Consider the following 17223-nt stretch of genomic DNA (forward strand, 5'->3'; position numbering starts at 1 on the left):
CACAGGTGGATATTATGTGATATATGGTTAGGAGGCAACAAAACAACCAGCTTTTCCGTTGAGAAAGTGAAATTTGTGAATGAACGCCAAGGTAGAGATCAACCAGATATTCCGGTTACCCCTTTTTTATAGAGGGCGATCCGCCTGCTGCTGCATAGTCATAATCATAATAATGCGGACATGGGAGCGTTTGGAATCGCATAGACGGATTGTAGTGCGTGCCATATACTACCCGCAACTATCATCACGAGCATTTGTTAACCCGCATGAGCCCCAAGGATGTCTGACGAACAGCTTGACGACCTTACCCAGCCGCAGCGCGATCGCCTTGCCTTCGTGGAACTGCGCGTGCGCTTCATCGGAGATATCCGCCGCCAGGACCTGGTGTCGCGGTTTGGAATCCAGTCGGCCGCCGCCACGCGTGATCTGGCGATCTACAAGGAGCTGGCACCAGGCAACATCGATTACGACACCAAGGCCAAGTGCTATGTCCTTGGAGAGGACTTCAAGCCGCTCTTCGACTTTCCGCCTGAACGGGTTCTGTCCTGGCTGACGCAAGGCTTCGGAGACGGAGAGCCCTCCCAGCTCAAGGCGTGGGTGACAAGTGAAATCCCGTCAAGGCTCACGCATCCCGATCTGGATGTGCTGGCCTGTGTAACGCGCGCGATCCATCAGGAGTGTCCTATTCGGGTGGAGTACCACTCGATCTCAAGCGGTCAGACCGAGCGCCAGATCGTTCCCTTTGCGCTGATCGACAACGGCCTGCGCTGGCATGTGCGGGCCTTCGATCGCAAATCTCAGGAGTTTCGGGATTTCGTGATCACCCGGATCAAGGGACCGGTCTTGTTGCGAGATGAAGAAGTGCAGGCCCATGAGCGCGGCGACCAGGACATCCAATGGACGCGAATCGTCGAGCTGGAACTGATTCCCCACCCGGATCAGCCACGTCCTGAGGTTACGGAGATGGACTACGGCATGCGGGATGGATTGCTGCGCATGAAGCTCCGCGCCGCCACGGCTGGATACATTCTGCGCAAGTGGAGTGTGGACAGCTCGCCCGATCACAGCCTGAGAGGGCCGGAATACCGGCTCTGGCTAAAGAACCCCTTGGCCCTTTACGGCGTCAGGAACGCGGTGCTCGCGCCTGGCTACCGATCGCCGGATCAAGCATGAAGAGAACGACTTAATGCAAGAAGCTCCAATCAACCTCAGTCAGCTCGAAGGTCACCTCTGGGAATCCGCCAATATTCTGCGCGGCCCGGTGGATGCCGCTGACTTCAAGACCTACATCTTTCCGCTCTTGTTCTTCAAGCGGATCTGCGATGTCTGGGACGAGGAATACGCCGAGATCGTCGATGAGACCGGCGATGCCGAACTGGCCCTCTTCCCCGAGTCCCATCGCTTTCAGATCCCGGATGACTGCCACTGGAATGACGTTCGTGCCGTGGCGACCAACGTCGGCAATGCGCTGCAGCGCGCCATGCGCGAGATCGAGAAGGCCAACCCGGACACCCTATACGGGGTATTCGGCGACGCCCAATGGACAAACAAGGATCGGCTCTCCGACGCGCTGCTCAAGGATCTGATCGAGCATTTCTCTCGCATCTCCTTCGGCAACAAAAACATCGCATCCGATGTGCTGGGCGATGCCTACGAGTACCTGATCAAGAAATTTGCCGATGCCACCAACAAGAAGGCCGGCGAGTTCTATACCCCGCGCAGTGTCGTGCGGCTGATGATCGAAATGCTCGACCCCAAAGAGGGCGAAACCATCTATGACCCGGCCTGTGGCACGGGCGGCATGTTGCTGGCAGCCGTTCAGCACGTTCAAGAACAACACGGCGATGTGAAGCGTCTGTGGGGCAAGCTCTATGGGCAGGAGAAAAACCTCACCACCTCGTCCATTGCCCGCATGAACTTGTTCCTGCACGGCATCGAGGATTTTCAGATCGTGCGCGGCGATACCCTGCGCAACCCGGCGTTCTTCGAGGGTGACCGTCTGGCGAGCTTCGATTGCGTGATCGCTAATCCGCCCTTTTCCCTCGAAAAGTGGGGCGAAGACCTATGGGTGAACGATCCCTTCGGGCGCAACTTTGCCGGACTGCCCCCGTCCAGCAGCGGCGACTTTGCGTGGGTGCAGCACATGGTCAAGTCGATGGCCGAAGGGGCTGGGCGCATGGCCGTGGTGTTGCCCCAGGGCGCGCTGTTCCGCAAAGGAGCCGAGGGCAGTATCCGCCAAAAGCTTCTGGAGATGGATCTGGTCGAGGCGGTCATCGGCCTGGCGCCTAATCTTTTCTATGGCACAGGCCTCGCCGCTTGCATCCTAGTACTGCGCAAGAAGAAGCCGGCCCAGCGGCGCAAAAAGGTGATGATCGCCGACGCCTCTAGGCTGTTCCGACGTGGTCGGGCACAGAACTATCTGGAACCCGCGCACGGCCTCGAAATCCAGGGCTGGTTCGAGAAGTTCGAGGATGTGCAGGACGCGGTGCGCATCGTCGGCCTGGATGAAATCGAGGCCGAGGACTGGACGCTGAATATCTCGCGCTATGTCCTGCCGCCGTTGCAGGAGGATATCCCGCCGCTGCCAGAAGCCATTGAGTCCTTCAAGAGTGCACTCACTCGCTGCCGGGAAGCGGAAGACAGGCTGGCCAAGGTTATGGTGGAAGGAGGCTGGCTGCAATGAGTGCCCGCATTACCCAACAAGAACTCGAATCCTATCTCTGGGGCGCCGCCGTACTGCTGCGTGGCCTCATCGATGCCGGCGACTACAAGCAGTTCATCTTTCCGCTGCTGTTCTTCAAACGCATCTCGGATGTTTGGGACGAGGAATATCAGGCTGCGCTCAAGGAGTCGGGCGGCGACTTGTCCTATGCCGAGTTCGCCGAAAACCATCGCTTCCAGATACCAGATGGCGCGCATTGGAAGGACGTGCGCCAGGTCCCGAAAAACGTCGGCATGGCGATCCAGTCAGCCTTGCGGCAGATCGAGTCGGCCAATCCTGACATGCTGGCTGGCATTTTTGGCGATGCGCCCTGGACCAACCGAGAGCGCCTGCCGGATGAAACCCTCAAGAACCTGATCGAGCATTTCTCGACGCTAACGCTCTCGGTCGCCAACGTGCCCGAGGACGAGCTCGGCAATGCCTACGAATTTCTGATCAAGAAGTTCGCGGACGACTCCGGCCACACAGCCGCCGAGTTCTATACCAACCGTACCGTTGTGCATCTGATGACGCAGTTGTTGGTCCCGCAGGCAGGCGAGTCGATCTACGACCCCACCTGCGGCACCGGCGGCATGCTCATTTCCGCGCTGGCCGAGGTCAAGCGCAGCGGCGGCGAGTATCGCACCCTCAAGCTCTACGGGCAGGAGCGCAACCTGATCACCTCCGGTATTGCCCGGATGAACCTGTTCCTGCATGGCGTCGAGGATTTCCAGATCATCCGGGGCGACACCCTGGCCGATCCCAAACACACCGAAGGCGACCGGCTGCGCAAGTTTGATGTAATCCTCGCCAACCCGCCGTACTCCATCAAGCAGTGGGACCGCGAAGCCTGGGGCCAGGATAAGTGGGGGCGCAACTTCCTCGGCACTCCGCCGCAGGGTCGGGCCGACTACGCCTTCCAGCAGCACATCCTGGCCAGCCTGTCGGACCGTGGCCGCTGCGCCATCCTGTGGCCGCACGGCGTGCTGTTCCGCAACGAGGAACAGGCGATGCGCGCCAAGATGGTCGAGCAGGACTGGGTAGAAGCGGTGATCGGTCTTGGGCCGAACCTCTTCTACAACTCCCCGATGGAGTCCTGCGTCATGGTCTGCAACCGGCGCAAACCGGCCGAACGCAAGGGCAAGGTGCTGTTCATCGACGCGCTGAACGAAGTCACCCGCGAGCGAGCACAGAGCTTACTCAAGGCGGAACACCAGCAACGCATCTTGGAAGCCTTCAGCGCCTTCGCGCCGATCGAGGGCTTCTCGGCGGTGGCGACGCTGGACCAGATCACCCGCAATGGCGCCAATCTCTCCATTCCGCTGTATGTGAAGCGGGCGACGAGCGCGGCGAACGGCAACGGAACCATTGAGGCCGTCAGCCTGAGCGCGGCCTGGGAGAAATGGCAAAGCGACGGACGACCTTTCTGGCAGCAGATGGATGCCCTGGTGGAGACGCTCGACGGCCTAGAGATCGAGGAGGCCGAGCGTGCCTGACAATAAGTTGAAACCTGGCTGGAAGATCTGGCGCTTTGACCAGATCGCCACCAACGTCAATGTCCGCATCGACAAGCCGTCCGAATCCGGAATGGAGCATTACGTTGGTCTGGAACACCTCGACCCCGATTCGTTGCGCATTCGGCGTTGGGGCAGCCCGGATGATGTGGAAGCCACCAAGCTGGTGTTCAAAAAGGGCGACATCATTTTCGGTCGCCGTCGCGCGTACCAGCGCAAGCTGGGCGTAGCCGAGTTCGACGGGATCTGCTCGGCCCACGCAATGGTGCTTCGCGCCAAGCCCGACGTTGTGCTGCCGGAGTTCCTGCCCTTCTTCATGCAGAGCGACCTGTTCATGAATCGGGCAGTGGAGATTTCTGTTGGCTCTCTTTCGCCGACGATTAACTGGAAAACGCTCGTGGTTCAGGAGTTCGCGTTGCCGTCGTTGGAGGAGCAGCGAAAGGCTGCCGAGGCCCTCGAGCTATTCGACGAACAGTCTGGCGCTTTTGAATCGCTGATTGCGACTGCACGGCAACTTCAACGTGCCCTTTCGATAGACCACTTTGACGCCGATCACCCGAACAGAGTGTCAGTCGCCAATGTTGGAACATGGCATAGCGGAGGTACGCCGGCACGTGGCAACCCATCGTATTGGGGCGGAAGCATTCCTTGGATCAGCCCTAAAGACATGAAAGCCGCAGAGCTGGGCAGTGCAACCGAAACTGTAACCCCTTCGGGAGTAGAGGCGGGTTCTAAGTTGATGCCTGCCGACACAATAATGATCGTGGTGAGGGGAATGATTCTGGCCCATACATTTCCCGTCGCCAGGACGCTGGTGCCGGCCGCTTTCAATCAAGACATGAAAGCACTTGTGGTGTCCGACAGCTTCCGACCGAAATACATTCAGTATTGGTTTGAACATTCGGCTGAGCGATACCTTCAGCTCGTATCAGCGTCTTCACATGGAACAAAGCGTCTGGAGAGTGACAAGCTCTTTTCACTGTCCGTTCCCGCAGTTTCCCTTGATGAACAAGATGAATTCATTGCCCAAATAGATGCTCTCCGGCAAGCGTGCCACCAGGCAGAGCAGCGTCGGCAAGATGCCTTGGCGGTGAAGCGAGCATTTCTAAACGGGCGGCTCTTTAGCGAGGTTGGGGAATGACAGGTTTCACTGAGGCAAATACCGTAGAAGCCTATCTCTACGATCTGCTATCTGGCCCGGCAAAGCCCGTCACCGCTAATGTCGTCCAGGAGCCAGAAGCCACCTACGGCCGCAGCCACAAGGGGATCGGCTGGCGCCGTGTCGCCAGTGCCGACATCCCCCGTCAGCACCAGGACGTGCTGGTTGAATCCTGGGTGCGCGAGGCGCTAATCCGCCTCAACCCGGAGATTGCCGCCCAGCCCGATCGCGCCGACGAGGTGCTCTACAAGCTGCGTGCCATTGTGCTCGCGGTGCGCTCCGATGGTCTGATCCGCGCCAATGAGGAATTCACGGCCTGGCTCAGGGGCGAGCGTTCCATGCCCTTCGGTCAGAACAACGAGCATGTGCCGGTTCGGTTGATTGACCTCGACAACCTCGACCAGAACCAGTACGTCGTCACTCAACAGTTCACCTTCCGCGCCGGCAGCGCCGAGCGTCGCGCCGATCTGGTCCTGCTGGTCAACGGCCTGCCGCTGGTGTTGATCGAGGCCAAGACGCCGACGCGCTCGGCGGTGAGCTGGGTGGATGGCGCGCTGCAGGTGCACGACGACTACGAGAAGCACGTGCCGGAGCTGTTCGTCTGCAACGTTTTTTCGGTGGCCACCGAAGGGAAGGAATATCGCTATGGCTCGCTCGGGCTGCCCATCAAGGATTGGGGGCCGTGGAACCTGGAGGACGACGGCGATGCGCTCAAACATCCGCTGAAGGGCTTAAAACTGGCTGCCGAGAGCATGCTGCGGCCCCATGTGGTGCTCGACATCCTGGCGAACTTCACCCTGTTCGCCACCAACAAGAAAAAACAGCGCATCAAGATCATCTGTCGCTATCAGCAGTACGAGGCGGCCAACAAGATCGTCGAGCGGGTGCTGGCCGGCTACCCCAAGAAAGGGTTGATCTGGCATTTCCAGGGGTCAGGCAAGTCGCTGCTGATGGTGTTCGCGGCGCAGAAGCTGCGCCTGCATCCGCGCTTGAAGAATCCCACGGTGCTGATTGTGGTCGACCGTGTCGATCTCGATACCCAGATCACCGGCACCTTCACCGGGGCCGATATCCCCAACCTCGAGAAGGCCGACTCCCGCGACAAGCTGCGCCAACTGCTGGCGCAGGACGTGCGCAAGATCATCATCACGACGGTCTTCAAGTTCGGCGAAGCCGATGGTGTGCTGAATGATCGCGGCAACATCATCGCCTTGGTGGACGAGGCGCACCGCACCCAGGAAGGCGACCTCGGCCGCAAGATGCGTGATGCGCTACCGAATGCTTTCTTGTTCGGCCTGACCGGTACACCGATCAATCGTTTCGATCGCAACACCTTCTACGCCTTCGGTGCGGAGGAGGATGACAAGGGTTACCTGAGCCGCTACGGCTTCGAGGAGTCGATCCGCGACGGCGCGACACTGAAGCTGCACTTCGAGCCGCGCCTGCTGGAGCTGCACATCGACAAGGCAGCCATCGATGCCGCCTTCAAGGAGATGACCGGCGGTCTCTCCGACCTCGACCGCGACAACCTTGGCAAGACTGCTGCCAAGATGGCGGTGCTGGTGAAGACCCCGGAGCGCATCCGACGCGTGTGCGAGGACATCGTCCAGCACTTCCAGAGCAAGGTGGAACCGAACGGCTTCAAGGGCCAGATCGTCACCTTCGATCGAGAATCCTGTCTGCTCTACAAGCAGGAGCTGGACAAGCTGCTGCCGCCGGAGGCCTCCGACATTGTGATGACGGTCAACGCCAACGAGCCGCAGTACAAGGCCTATGCGCGCACGCGGGATGAAGAGGAGCGGTTGCTTGATCGCTTCCGCGACCCCAACGATCCGCTCAAACTGATCATCGTCACCTCGAAGCTGCTGACCGGCTTCGACGCGCCCATCCTGCAGGCGATGTATCTGGACAAGCCTCTGCGCGACCACACGCTGCTCCAGGCCATCTGCCGGGTGAACCGCACCTACTCGGAGCAGAAGACCCACGGCCTGATCGTGGATTACCTCGGCATCTTCGACGACGTGGCCAAGGCACTGGAGTTCGACGACAAGAGCGTCACGGCGGTGGTATCGAACATCCAGGAGCTCAAGGACCGGCTGCCGGAGGCGATGCAGAAATGCTTGGCTTTCTTTGCCGGCGTGGATCGCACCATCGAGGGTTATGAGGGCCTGATCGCCGCCCAGCAATGCCTGCCCAACAATGAGGTGCGCGACAACTTCGCGGTCGAGTACAGCCTGCTCAATAAGCTCTGGGAGGCCATCTCGCCAGATCCGATCCTCGGTGAGTACGAGAAGGACTACAAGTGGCTGTCGCAGGTGTACCAGTCGGTGCAGCCCTCCAGCGGTCACGGCAAACTGATCTGGCATTCCCTCGGCGCCAAGACCATCGAGCTGATCCACCAGAACGTGCACGTCGATGCCGTGCGCGACGACCTCGATACGCTGGTGCTGGACGCCGATCTGCTGGAAGCCGTGCTCTCGAATCCTGACCCGAAGAAGGCCAAGGAAATCGAAATCAAGGTTGCCCGGCGCCTACGCAAACACCTCGGAAATCCAAAGTTCAAGGCGCTCTCGGAACGCCTGGATGCCCTGCGCGACCGCTTCGAGTCCGGCGTGCTCAACAGCGTCGAGTTTCTCAAGCAACTGCTGCAACTGGCCAAGGAAGTGCTGCAGGCCGAGAAGGAAACGCCTCCGGAAGAGGACGAGGATCGTGGAAAGGCAGCGCTGACCGAGCTGTTCAATGAAGTAAAGACCGCCGAGACGCCGATCATGGTCGAACGCGTGGTGGCGGATATCGACGAGATCGTGCGCTTGGTTCGGTTTCCCGGTTGGCAGGACACCCTCGCTGGCGAGCGCGAGATCAAGAAGGCACTCAGGAAATCCTTGTTCAAGTACAAGCTGCATGCCGATGAAGAGCTGTTCGAGAAAGCGTACAGCTACATCCGGCAGTATTACTGAGGCCCGAGCATGAAAGCAGAAGACACGCTGGTTACCAATCTGCTGCAGGGCGCGAAGCAGTTCATCGTGCCGATCTTTCAGCGCGACTACAGCTGGGGCACGAAGCACTGCCAGCAACTGTGGAAGGATGTGATTCGCGTCGGTAGCGACCCAAATGTGAAGGGCCACTTCCTTGGCTCAGTGGTCTATGTCGCGGCTGAGGACAACACAGCCACCATCACTCGTTGGTTGTTGATCGACGGCCAACAACGCCTTACTACGCTGACGCTTTTGTTGATCGCGCTTCGTGACCGGATGGCACAGCTTCCTGGAAACTCAGGTCAGGGAGAGGAGGAAGCGACGCCCGATGAGCTGGACGACTATTACCTGCGCAACCGGCACGGCAAGGGCGAGCGGCGGCACAAGCTGCATCTGCGCCGGGCAGATCACGAAACGCTGATTGCGCTTCTGGATGGAAAGACGTTGCCAGAGGCTGTCTCGGAGCGGGTGAAGGAGAACTTCCTGTTCCTGCGTGATTTGGTCGCCCAGGCCGACGTGCAAACCGTCTACAACGGCATCAAGAAACTGGTGGTCGTGGACGTGAGTCTGACGCGCGGCCAGGATGACCCGCAGATGATCTTTGAAAGCCTGAACTCTACCGGGGTGGATTTGACTCAGGCCGATCTGATTCGAAATTTCGTGCTGATGCGTCTGGACGAGTCCTCCCAGACGCAGCTCTACGAAGAACATTGGCAGCCGATCGAGCAGGCTTTCGGGCGGCGCTACCGTACCGAGTTCGATAAATTCGTGAAGGATTTTCTGACGCTGCAAATGCGTCCCGGCACGCCATTGAAAGCGGCCGATATCTATCACGAGTTCCGTAGCTATTTCTCGTGTACTGTCGAAAAGCGTGGTGTCGATGGCATCCTCAGCGACCTGCGCCGCTTTGGCAGCTACTACACGTCATTCAGTCTCAGCCAGGAAAAGCAGCCGGCATTAAAGGAGGCATTCGCCCGCCTGCGTTCCCTGGTCGAGGTGGCTTCGCCGGTCGTGCTGACGCTTTACGACTTTCATGACCGAGCAAAGACCCTCCGTACCGATGAATTCGTCGAGGCCGTCGAGTTGCTGGAAAGCTTTGTGTTCCGGCGTTCAGTGTGCGACATGCAAACGCGCAGCCTCGGACAGATATTCGCAAGCCTCGCCTATCGAATCACCGAGAGCCAGCCGCTGCTAAGTTTAAAGGTGGCGCTGTATAGGCAAGGCAAGAAGCGCCGCTTTCCGAGCGATGCCGAATTTCGCGAGGCGCTCGAAACCCGCGATGTCTACGACATGCGAACTTGCTTCTATCTGCTGGATCGGCTTGAGAACTTCAGCAAGGAGCGCATCGATACCTCGAACTTCTCCATTGAGCACGTTATGCCGCAGAACGAGGATCTTCGTCCGGAATGGCGAACGATGCTAGGTAGCGACTGGAAAGCAATACAGGAAACGTGGCTACACCGCTTGGGCAATCTGACGCTGACCGGATACAACTCCACTTACAGCGACCGTCCATTTTCCGAAAAGAAAGCGATTGCCGGTGGTTTCGATGAGAGCCCGCTGCGCTTGAACAAGTTCATTCGCGAACAATCTGCGTGGGACGGTACGACCATCGAGCAGCGAGGCAAGTTGCTCGCCGAGAAGGCCGTGACCGTATGGCGACCATTGGTCGTCGATTTGCTGGCCGTGAAGCAACGGGAGTTGGAGGAGCACAAGGCCTTTGCCGCCAACTACAGGGTCGAGGACCTGGAACTGGATGACATCGCCAAGAAGTTACTGGAGGTTTTACTTCCACAGATCCAGGCATTTGGTGAAGATGTAGTCGAGCTGCCCAACGACCGGAGCGTTATCTACCGTGTGTTTGATTTCTTCGTCGAAATCATCCCGTGTAAGCAGCGGCTGAGCCTCTTGCTGAATCTGGATTTTGCCGACTGCGAAGATCTATCAGGCAAAGCCCGTGATGCCACGGAGTTCGCCTTCATCATCGGCGCAACCGAGACGGGTGGAGTGCTGTACAACCTGGAATCACAAGACGATGTGCCGGCTGCGATCAACGTGGTCAGACAAGCGTATGAGCGTGTGACTGAGTGATTGCCGATTCTATAAATGCCTGATTGTCTGGAAATGATCTGATATGCCGAGCACTGCAAAGAAACGAATCTCCAAAAGCACATTGTCCATGTTCCTGCGGACCAAGTGCGATCGCGAACTTTATCTGTCTTTGCATGAAGACTCGGAGCTTGATTCGCATGGCATGCCGGTTCCGTTGCAGGCACGTCCTGGAATCGGCGTCCTCCAAACGGCAGGACGGGATTTTGAGGATGAGCGCAACGATCAGTTGATTCAGGCGTTCGGCAGTCTGGTCATCTATCAGCCGGACAAGGGAGGCGCAAACAAACCAGTCAAGGCCCCGCTCGCGTCGTTGCTTGGAAAGGTAACAGCCTTGCCGTCGATCATCCTGCAAGGGAAGTTCGAGCCCTCTTCCTTCCAGAACGCCGTTATGGCAAATATTGGTCTGCAACCCGGACAGATCACTCAGGTGCCGCCAATCGCAGGGCTTATTCCTGACATCATCGTCGTGCGCCAGGCCACAGCAGATGACGAGGAGGTGGGGCCAGACGGATGTCGTCGGCGAATTGACCCGGCAACTGATACGCGGCGTGCATTGAGCATCATTGATGTAAAGCACACCAGCGAGGCTAATCCGAGCTACTCCGCCGAAGTCGCGCTTTACGCACTTTTTCTGGCGAACTGGATCGCCGACCAGGGGTTGCAGAATGAGTATTTCGTAACGATTCGCAGCTACCTGTGGACCCGATTCAAGCAAGGCCAGTCTGAACTCGACGCGTTGATGTCGGGCACATCCCCAGCGACAGCGATTCAGTATCTCAATGCGCTGATTGCCGACAGTGAAGACGCCAACTTGCGCTTCTATCTGCCCACCGTTCTGCATTTCTTCCGGGAGGACTTGCTCCGGGTCATCGCCGTTGGCGATGCATCAACCAACGGGTGGCAGAACCTTGAATGGCATGTCGATGGCAGGTGTAGTGCCTGCGACTGGTTGGGGCACGAAAAGTGGGCAAATGCGAAGGACAAAGCGCGAATTGCGGCTCAGCCGAACCACTACTGCTACCCCGCAGCGAAGCTGACTGGGCACTTGAGCCAAATCGCGGGTATGACACGAGGTGCAAGAAAGACACTCCAGATTAATGCCATTCAGGACACGGCGGGTGCGGCAAGCGCCCCCTCCGCACATCCTGCTTTCCAGCAACACAGTCATCTCAAAAAGGAACGAAGCCGTATCCCCGCGCGAGCGCAGGCCCTAATTTCTTCGGCCACGACGGTAGACAGCGCCGCCGTGCTGGCGAGCTTGGCGCCAGCGCCACAACTCCATGTGGCGATCGCCGTCAACTTCGATCCGAGCGCTGGGTTGCTCACTGGCCTTTCGATACTTGGTAGAGCGACGGCCTATGTGACGGGACAGTCGCCCCGGCAGTTTGCGACGAAATGCTTTGTCGTGGATCAGAAGGTTCTGGCGGACGAGTGGGTGGCTTTGGAGGGGCTCCTGTCGACACTGTCTGACATGATTGATCAGGCTGAGACATTTGTTCGCGCTGCCGGACGAACCCCGCTAACCGCACAAATCGCGTTCTGGGAGAAACGACAGTTTGAAGAGCTTTGTGCGGCGATGGGACGGCATTTGCCACGGGTGCTGAGCCTGACGAATCGTAAGACCAAGGCGCTGGCCTGGCTTTTCCCTGCCGATGAACTGATCGAGAAGCCCGATGGCGCCGTCAGCCCCTGCGTTGTTTTCGTTGATGAGATTATCCGACGAGTTGTTTTTGCCCCAACACCTCATGTGATCACCCTGTTCGATACCGTTGAAACCTACTATTCGGGCCCTGGACCAGTTCGGCTGGGTGATGCGTTCTATCGTGAATTCCTCACCAACGGCATTCCTCGGGAACGCATTTATGAGATTTGGAGCAACGTCACCACGATAAAACGGGGGTCCGTTACCGTTCCCCGCAACACCGTCATTCAGGAATTCGGCAATGCGCTGGAGAAGCAGTGCCGGGCATTGAACAGCGTCGTCGAGAGACTACGCACGGACTTCAAGGGGCAGCTCAAGGCAAACGCTCCAAAGCTGACACTGTCTATTCCTCAGGGTGCTCGCGACGTCGCGTTCGACAGCAAGCTTTGGGTTTGGTGGGAGGAATTGCAGTATCACACCAGAAAGCTGGAGTCCCACCAGCGCCTGGCGCTTGATGCCGAAGCACTAGAGGCCAGTTACGAAGCGGTTCGGCTCACCAACGGGCAACCTACAGGAACTCCGAATGAGTACGTATTCGACGTGCTTCCTGGGTCCACCGAAGCGAAGCTTGATGACAACGAAGGCTATCTGGCTCTCGGCAAGGAAGGTCATCCTGGGCTTCCGTTGCAGCGTGGAAGGGATCTGATCGCCGGTGGCGCGCCGCTTTACCCAGGGCAGAACGACACGCTGCTCGCACCGCTGTGGTCGGCGCTTTCCGTAACGCTCGTGTCCTTTGACAGAGGCATGAAAAAGGCTGTCCTGAAGCTAACTAACTGGCGTGAAACGGCTTTCGTACCTTATCTGCTGGCCAACTCGACTGTTGATCTGCTGAACGACATCTTTATCACCAAAGGCCAGGGCTCGTTCAAGTGGTACGAGACGGTCAAGCGGATCCTCACTGCAGTAGGGAACCCGTCGATAGCGGTGGCAGATAGCAATGCGGCCACTGCGATGGGGGCGAGGACTCCGCGCCCCGGCTCAGACCCGGTTACTCCGCTTGCCCGCGTACTCTGGGAGGCCGACACTCTTCACGCGACATCCGTCGTAGCTGCGACGCAGGCCTCTTCGGTTGCAGCCTACGCCAAGGCCAAGCACAACCTGAACAAGAGTCAGACCGATGCTGTCGCGCAGGCGGCAGAAAAAGGGCTGACTATCATCTGGGGGCCGCCAGGCACCGGGAAAACGCAGACACTAGCTGGATGTATTCACGGCCTTGTGCATGATGCCGTGCGGCGGGGGCAAGCATTGAAATTGCTGGTCGCCGGACCGACGTACAAGGCTGTTGAGGAGATTATTGGTCGTGTTGTTGAGGCGTTAGACAACGATGCAACCTGTCCTGCTGAGGTCTTTGTTGGATATTCCTCTTCGCAGACCCCAAAGGTGTTCTCGGCAAGCAAGTCACATCTGCTCGTTGAGTCATTTAACCTGGACCAGGGCAATCAGGAAACACAGGATTGTCTTGCTAGTCTGGCGAAAACCGATGTTGTCACGATTGTCGCCACGGCGACGATGCAGGCATACAAGTTCGCCGAATGGACCTATGGTCGCCATGTTGCGCCGATTTTTGACGTCGTGATTGTCGATGAAAGCTCTCAGGTTCAGGTCACACATGCAATCTCGCCATTGGCCACCTTGAAGGACGATGCGAGACTGATCATTGCTGGCGATCATCTTCAGATGCCGCCAATCATGGCGCTTGAACCACCCAAGGGTTCCGAATACCTGGTGGGCAGCATCCAGAAATACCTGCTCGACCGTCCGTTTGGCAGCCAAATCGTTCCATGTCCGCTGGAAGAGAACTACCGCTCGGCGGAGGACATCGTTGCCTATGCCCGTACGATCGGCTACCGATCGACGTTGACGGCGTCAAACGCCGCGACGGCACTTCATCTCTTGGCGGCGGTGCCAACTCCCCCATCAGGTTTTCCAGCGGCCTTCCCTTGGTCATCTCTGTGGCCGGACATTCTTGACCCCGCGAAGAAGGTGCTGACGTTGCTCCATGACGATGATCTGTCGTCCCAAAGCAATTCCTTCGAAGCCAAGATCGTCGCTGCCTTGACCTGGTGCCTGAGGCAGACAGTGAGCGCGGAACTTGATGGGCGAGGTGCCGTGACGCATGCGACGCCTACGCCCGATCAGTTCTGGGGGCAGTGCATCGGAATCGTGACGCCTCATCGCGCTCAACGTGCCTTGGTGGTTCGCGAACTGCGGTCAATATTCCCGTCTGATCCGCCGAACTTGATCGACTCGGCCGTTGATACCGTGGAAAAGTTCCAGGGTGGTCAGCGGCACACAATCGTCGTGACTTTTGGTGTCGGGGACGCGGACGTGATCATGGGAGAGGAAGCGTTCCTGATGCAGCTAGAGAGGACAAACGTGGCCATCTCACGCGCGATGGCTAAGTGCCTGGTAGTTATGCCAATGACCCTCGCAGGGCACGTCCCTCAAGACAAGAAGGCGATCGAAACGGCACACGCGATCAAAGACTACGTCGACGAATTCTGTAATCAGGAACTTGTTGATCAAGTCTCGTTCGGATCAACGTCGAGACAAGCGAAGCTGCGTTACCACCAATAGCAGCTACAGTTATCAAACTCTTTCGACGTGAAAATCGAACTCGACGGCGGCGGCAGACTCGGCTTTCATCTGATCTGCTTGCCGCTTTCCAGCATCCGCTGATTCAGCAGCACGAGTAGATACTAAACGCCAAGGGGCCCCGGACTCATCAAGAGAGGCTCTGAAAAGTCGTTTGGCGTCCACCGATGCGGATGGGATTATTCCAAAACGGACGTACATGTGTAGCGATTCGGACGACGCAGCGCGGTTGGCTATGTTGCGCCACACTTTTCCAAGCGAGGCCGCGAAGGACTGCTGTCCTCCGTGATCGAGTTGAGGGCCGGCGGAGTAGTCGATTGAATCAGGACCGCCCAGGAACCAATTTCTCAACCATTGATCTTGAACATACGTTCGCATCCCGTAGTAAGGAGGTGACGTGATCACAATTGAGGGCGCAGTGCTGACCGATTGGAATAGATCTTCGGACTGAGCGTCACCAAACAGGACATGAGAAATCGGACAAGGGGACTCTTGATCCAGTCCGACCAGACGCTCGATCTTTCGGCGCAGGACTTGAAGAACATCAATTTTGGGGGCTTTGAGATTCCGCTGTTTCCAGAAGCGCACCGCGTAGTCAGGCTTTGATGCGTAAGTTCTGGGCATTTGATTTGAGAAGTATCCAGCATTCTCTATGTGCTTCGGCAGCGGGCCATGCAAGCATCCAAGAGTTGCAGCCCGAAGAATAGCCGAGGCATCTGTCTCTGCCTCCAAACCAAGCAACCCTTCGCGCAAGGCACAAATGTCACGAAGCGTGGCTTTGTGATAGGCAGATCGAAAAAATGGAGTTTCAGGTATCTCAACTGGCTCGCTCTCTGCGATCAATTTTCCGGCCAACTCAAGCGGTGTTTCGAGGTCACAGCTTGCGAGCTTAGCCTTTGCAATGGCAACAGCGACTGGCGAAGAATCAATGCCCCACGAAGCAAAGCCAAACCTTCGTGCTGAAAACAGGGTAGTGCCCCGACCGCAGAATGGATCAAGCACAACCGGCCCTTCGTTCCGATGCCTTTTAAGCACCTTGTTGGGATACTCAAGTGGGAACATCGTGAAGTAAGGGCAGATTGCGTTTAATGCATTTTCTTTGCGGTATGCGAGGGCCACTTGGTCGAGTCTTGTCCCAGAGATCATTTTTGAGATATAAAGGCCAGTTTACATGGTCACGTGTGCGCAGGGAACGTAAAAGCGTGTCTCTTCCTCCGTTACTAGGAAGATCCGTCTAGGTGGCGGCATTCGGCCTCACGCCGTGCCACCAGTCCAGGCAAAACCTTCCCGCCCCCGTACACCCAACGGCGCAGTTCGTGCGCTGCTGCAACCCAATCCTGTTGATTGACCCGCCGCCGCAGGGTTGACGTCTGCAGCCGCCCCGGGCCGAGGTTGAACGTGAAGTCCACGATGGCCGCGAGCCGACCCTCTGGCCCAGTGGCCAGTACCGGACAATAGCGCAGCGTGGCGGCGAGGGCTGTGCGCAGATCCTGATGTAAGTAGGCCTCGCCCTCTTCCTCGTCGATCGGCGGATGGTCTGGCTTGCACAAACGCCCGTAGCCGATCGTCCAGTAGCCGGCCGGGCAGATATAGGGATGGGCCCGGCGCAGAGGATCTGACCTTGGGACCCGATGAAAGCCTTCAAAGCGTTTCGCCAGTGCAATAGCGGCTTGGGGAATCTCACTCATGGCCGAACCCGATCGAACACGCGCCCAAGGAACCAGAAGTTCAGCACCCCGGCCCACAGGGCTTGGTCGGCTTCGGTCCAAGCATGGACGATGGCTACGCCCCAGTCGGCACCGCCTTCGATGGCAGCCACGAAGGCGGCCGTCTTGGCGGCGCAGTACAGCGCCATGAACCAGTAGGTGATTACTGGACGCACGCTGCTCGATAGCGCATCGGCCCAGCGGACGCCAGTTTTCTCGCCCTGGGTGCGAACGGCGTCGCGCAGCGTTTCGATCGCACCCACGTTCCACGCCGCATCGGCACCGGCACCGATTTCTTCCATGCGCTGCGCGCCGCGCAGCTTCTCGAATTCGAGCGCCTTGTCCTGCATCGACAGCTCGTGGCCGCGTTCGCACTTGCGGTCGAGCCACTTGAGAAGCTCAGGTGCCAGGCGAAACGCGCCGCCGAGGAGGCCGCCGAGTAGCGTCTCGATCATTGGGCGCCACCCATCAATTTCAGCTTGATGGCGGCTCCTACAAGCAGCACAGCCAGTATGCCGGTTGTGACGACCTTGATAGTCGTCAGCCAGGCCGTGTGGCGGGCGTCGCGCCATGCATCCAGTAGATCACGCAGGTCACGGATGTCCCTCGCAGCACCGCCGTTCTCTAGTCCGAGATGGGCGAGGCAACGATCGGCTCCGCGTTCGGCAGCGTGAACCAGCAGTTCGTCGAAGTCCTCACGGCGTAACAGGATTATGTTTTCGGTGAGGGCAGGGTGTTTTTCTTCAGGGTCGGTCATTA

11 protein-coding genes are annotated in these 17223 nt (G+C 58.1%); 7 read left to right on the forward strand and 4 right to left on the reverse strand.

The window, feature by feature from the left end:
- The first annotated feature begins 279 nt into the window (after positions 1–279).
- The 7 genes from CKO35_RS15215 to CKO35_RS15245 all read left to right on the forward strand — a co-directional run bounded on the left by CKO35_RS15215 (position 280) and on the right by CKO35_RS15245 (position 14740).
- On the forward strand, positions 280–1173 hold the full coding sequence (locus CKO35_RS15215; protein WP_200176971.1) for a WYL domain-containing protein: 894 nt from the start codon (positions 280–282) through the stop codon (positions 1171–1173).
- Between the two features lie 13 nt (positions 1174–1186).
- Positions 1187–2683, forward strand: a complete 1497-nt coding sequence (locus CKO35_RS15220) for a type I restriction-modification system subunit M (protein ID WP_200176972.1) — start codon at positions 1187–1189, stop codon at positions 2681–2683.
- A complete protein-coding gene (locus CKO35_RS15225; protein WP_200176973.1) occupies positions 2680–4197 on the forward strand; it encodes a type I restriction-modification system subunit M in 1518 nt (505 codons plus the stop codon). Before CKO35_RS15220 ends, CKO35_RS15225 begins: the two co-directional genes overlap by 4 nt.
- Positions 4190–5356, forward strand: coding sequence for a restriction endonuclease subunit S (locus tag CKO35_RS15230; RefSeq protein ID WP_200176974.1), 1167 nt, complete (start codon positions 4190–4192; stop codon positions 5354–5356). Before CKO35_RS15225 ends, CKO35_RS15230 begins: the two co-directional genes overlap by 8 nt.
- On the forward strand, positions 5353–8331 hold the full coding sequence (locus CKO35_RS15235) for a type I restriction endonuclease subunit R (RefSeq protein WP_200176975.1): 2979 nt from the start codon (positions 5353–5355) through the stop codon (positions 8329–8331). The genes CKO35_RS15230 and CKO35_RS15235 overlap by 4 nt, the downstream gene beginning before the upstream one ends.
- 9 nt (positions 8332–8340) lie before the next feature.
- Complete coding sequence (locus CKO35_RS15240) at positions 8341–10440, forward strand: DUF262 domain-containing protein (RefSeq protein WP_200176976.1); 2100 nt, start codon at positions 8341–8343, stop codon at positions 10438–10440.
- Between the two features lie 88 nt (positions 10441–10528).
- Entirely contained in the window at positions 10529–14740 is a 4212-nt protein-coding gene (locus CKO35_RS15245) for a DEAD/DEAH box helicase (protein ID WP_200176977.1), read from the forward strand.
- Positions 14741–14752: 12 nt separating this feature from the next.
- Here the strand turns inward: CKO35_RS15245 and CKO35_RS15250 are convergent, their stop codons facing one another.
- From CKO35_RS15250 to CKO35_RS15265, 4 genes are all read right to left on the reverse strand, one after another.
- Positions 14753–15877 (reverse strand): DNA methyltransferase, encoded by a 1125-nt coding sequence (locus tag CKO35_RS15250; protein ID WP_200176978.1) that lies wholly within the window; start codon positions 15875–15877, stop codon positions 14753–14755.
- A 101-nt stretch (positions 15878–15978) separates the two neighbouring features.
- Complete coding sequence (locus tag CKO35_RS15255; RefSeq protein ID WP_200176979.1) at positions 15979–16446, reverse strand: lysozyme; 468 nt, start codon at positions 16444–16446, stop codon at positions 15979–15981.
- Positions 16443–16919: a hypothetical protein gene (locus tag CKO35_RS15260; protein WP_200176980.1), complete on the reverse strand. Its 477-nt coding sequence runs from the start codon at positions 16917–16919 to the stop codon at positions 16443–16445. Before CKO35_RS15260 ends, CKO35_RS15255 begins: the two co-directional genes overlap by 4 nt.
- Complete coding sequence (locus CKO35_RS15265) at positions 16916–17221, reverse strand: DUF6127 family protein (RefSeq protein WP_200176981.1); 306 nt, start codon at positions 17219–17221, stop codon at positions 16916–16918. The genes CKO35_RS15260 and CKO35_RS15265 overlap by 4 nt, the downstream gene beginning before the upstream one ends.
- Positions 17222–17223: the final 2 nt, after the last annotated feature.

It is taken from the genome of Ectothiorhodospira shaposhnikovii (assembly GCF_016584105.1).
Lineage (GTDB): Bacteria > Pseudomonadota > Gammaproteobacteria > Ectothiorhodospirales > Ectothiorhodospiraceae > Ectothiorhodospira > Ectothiorhodospira shaposhnikovii.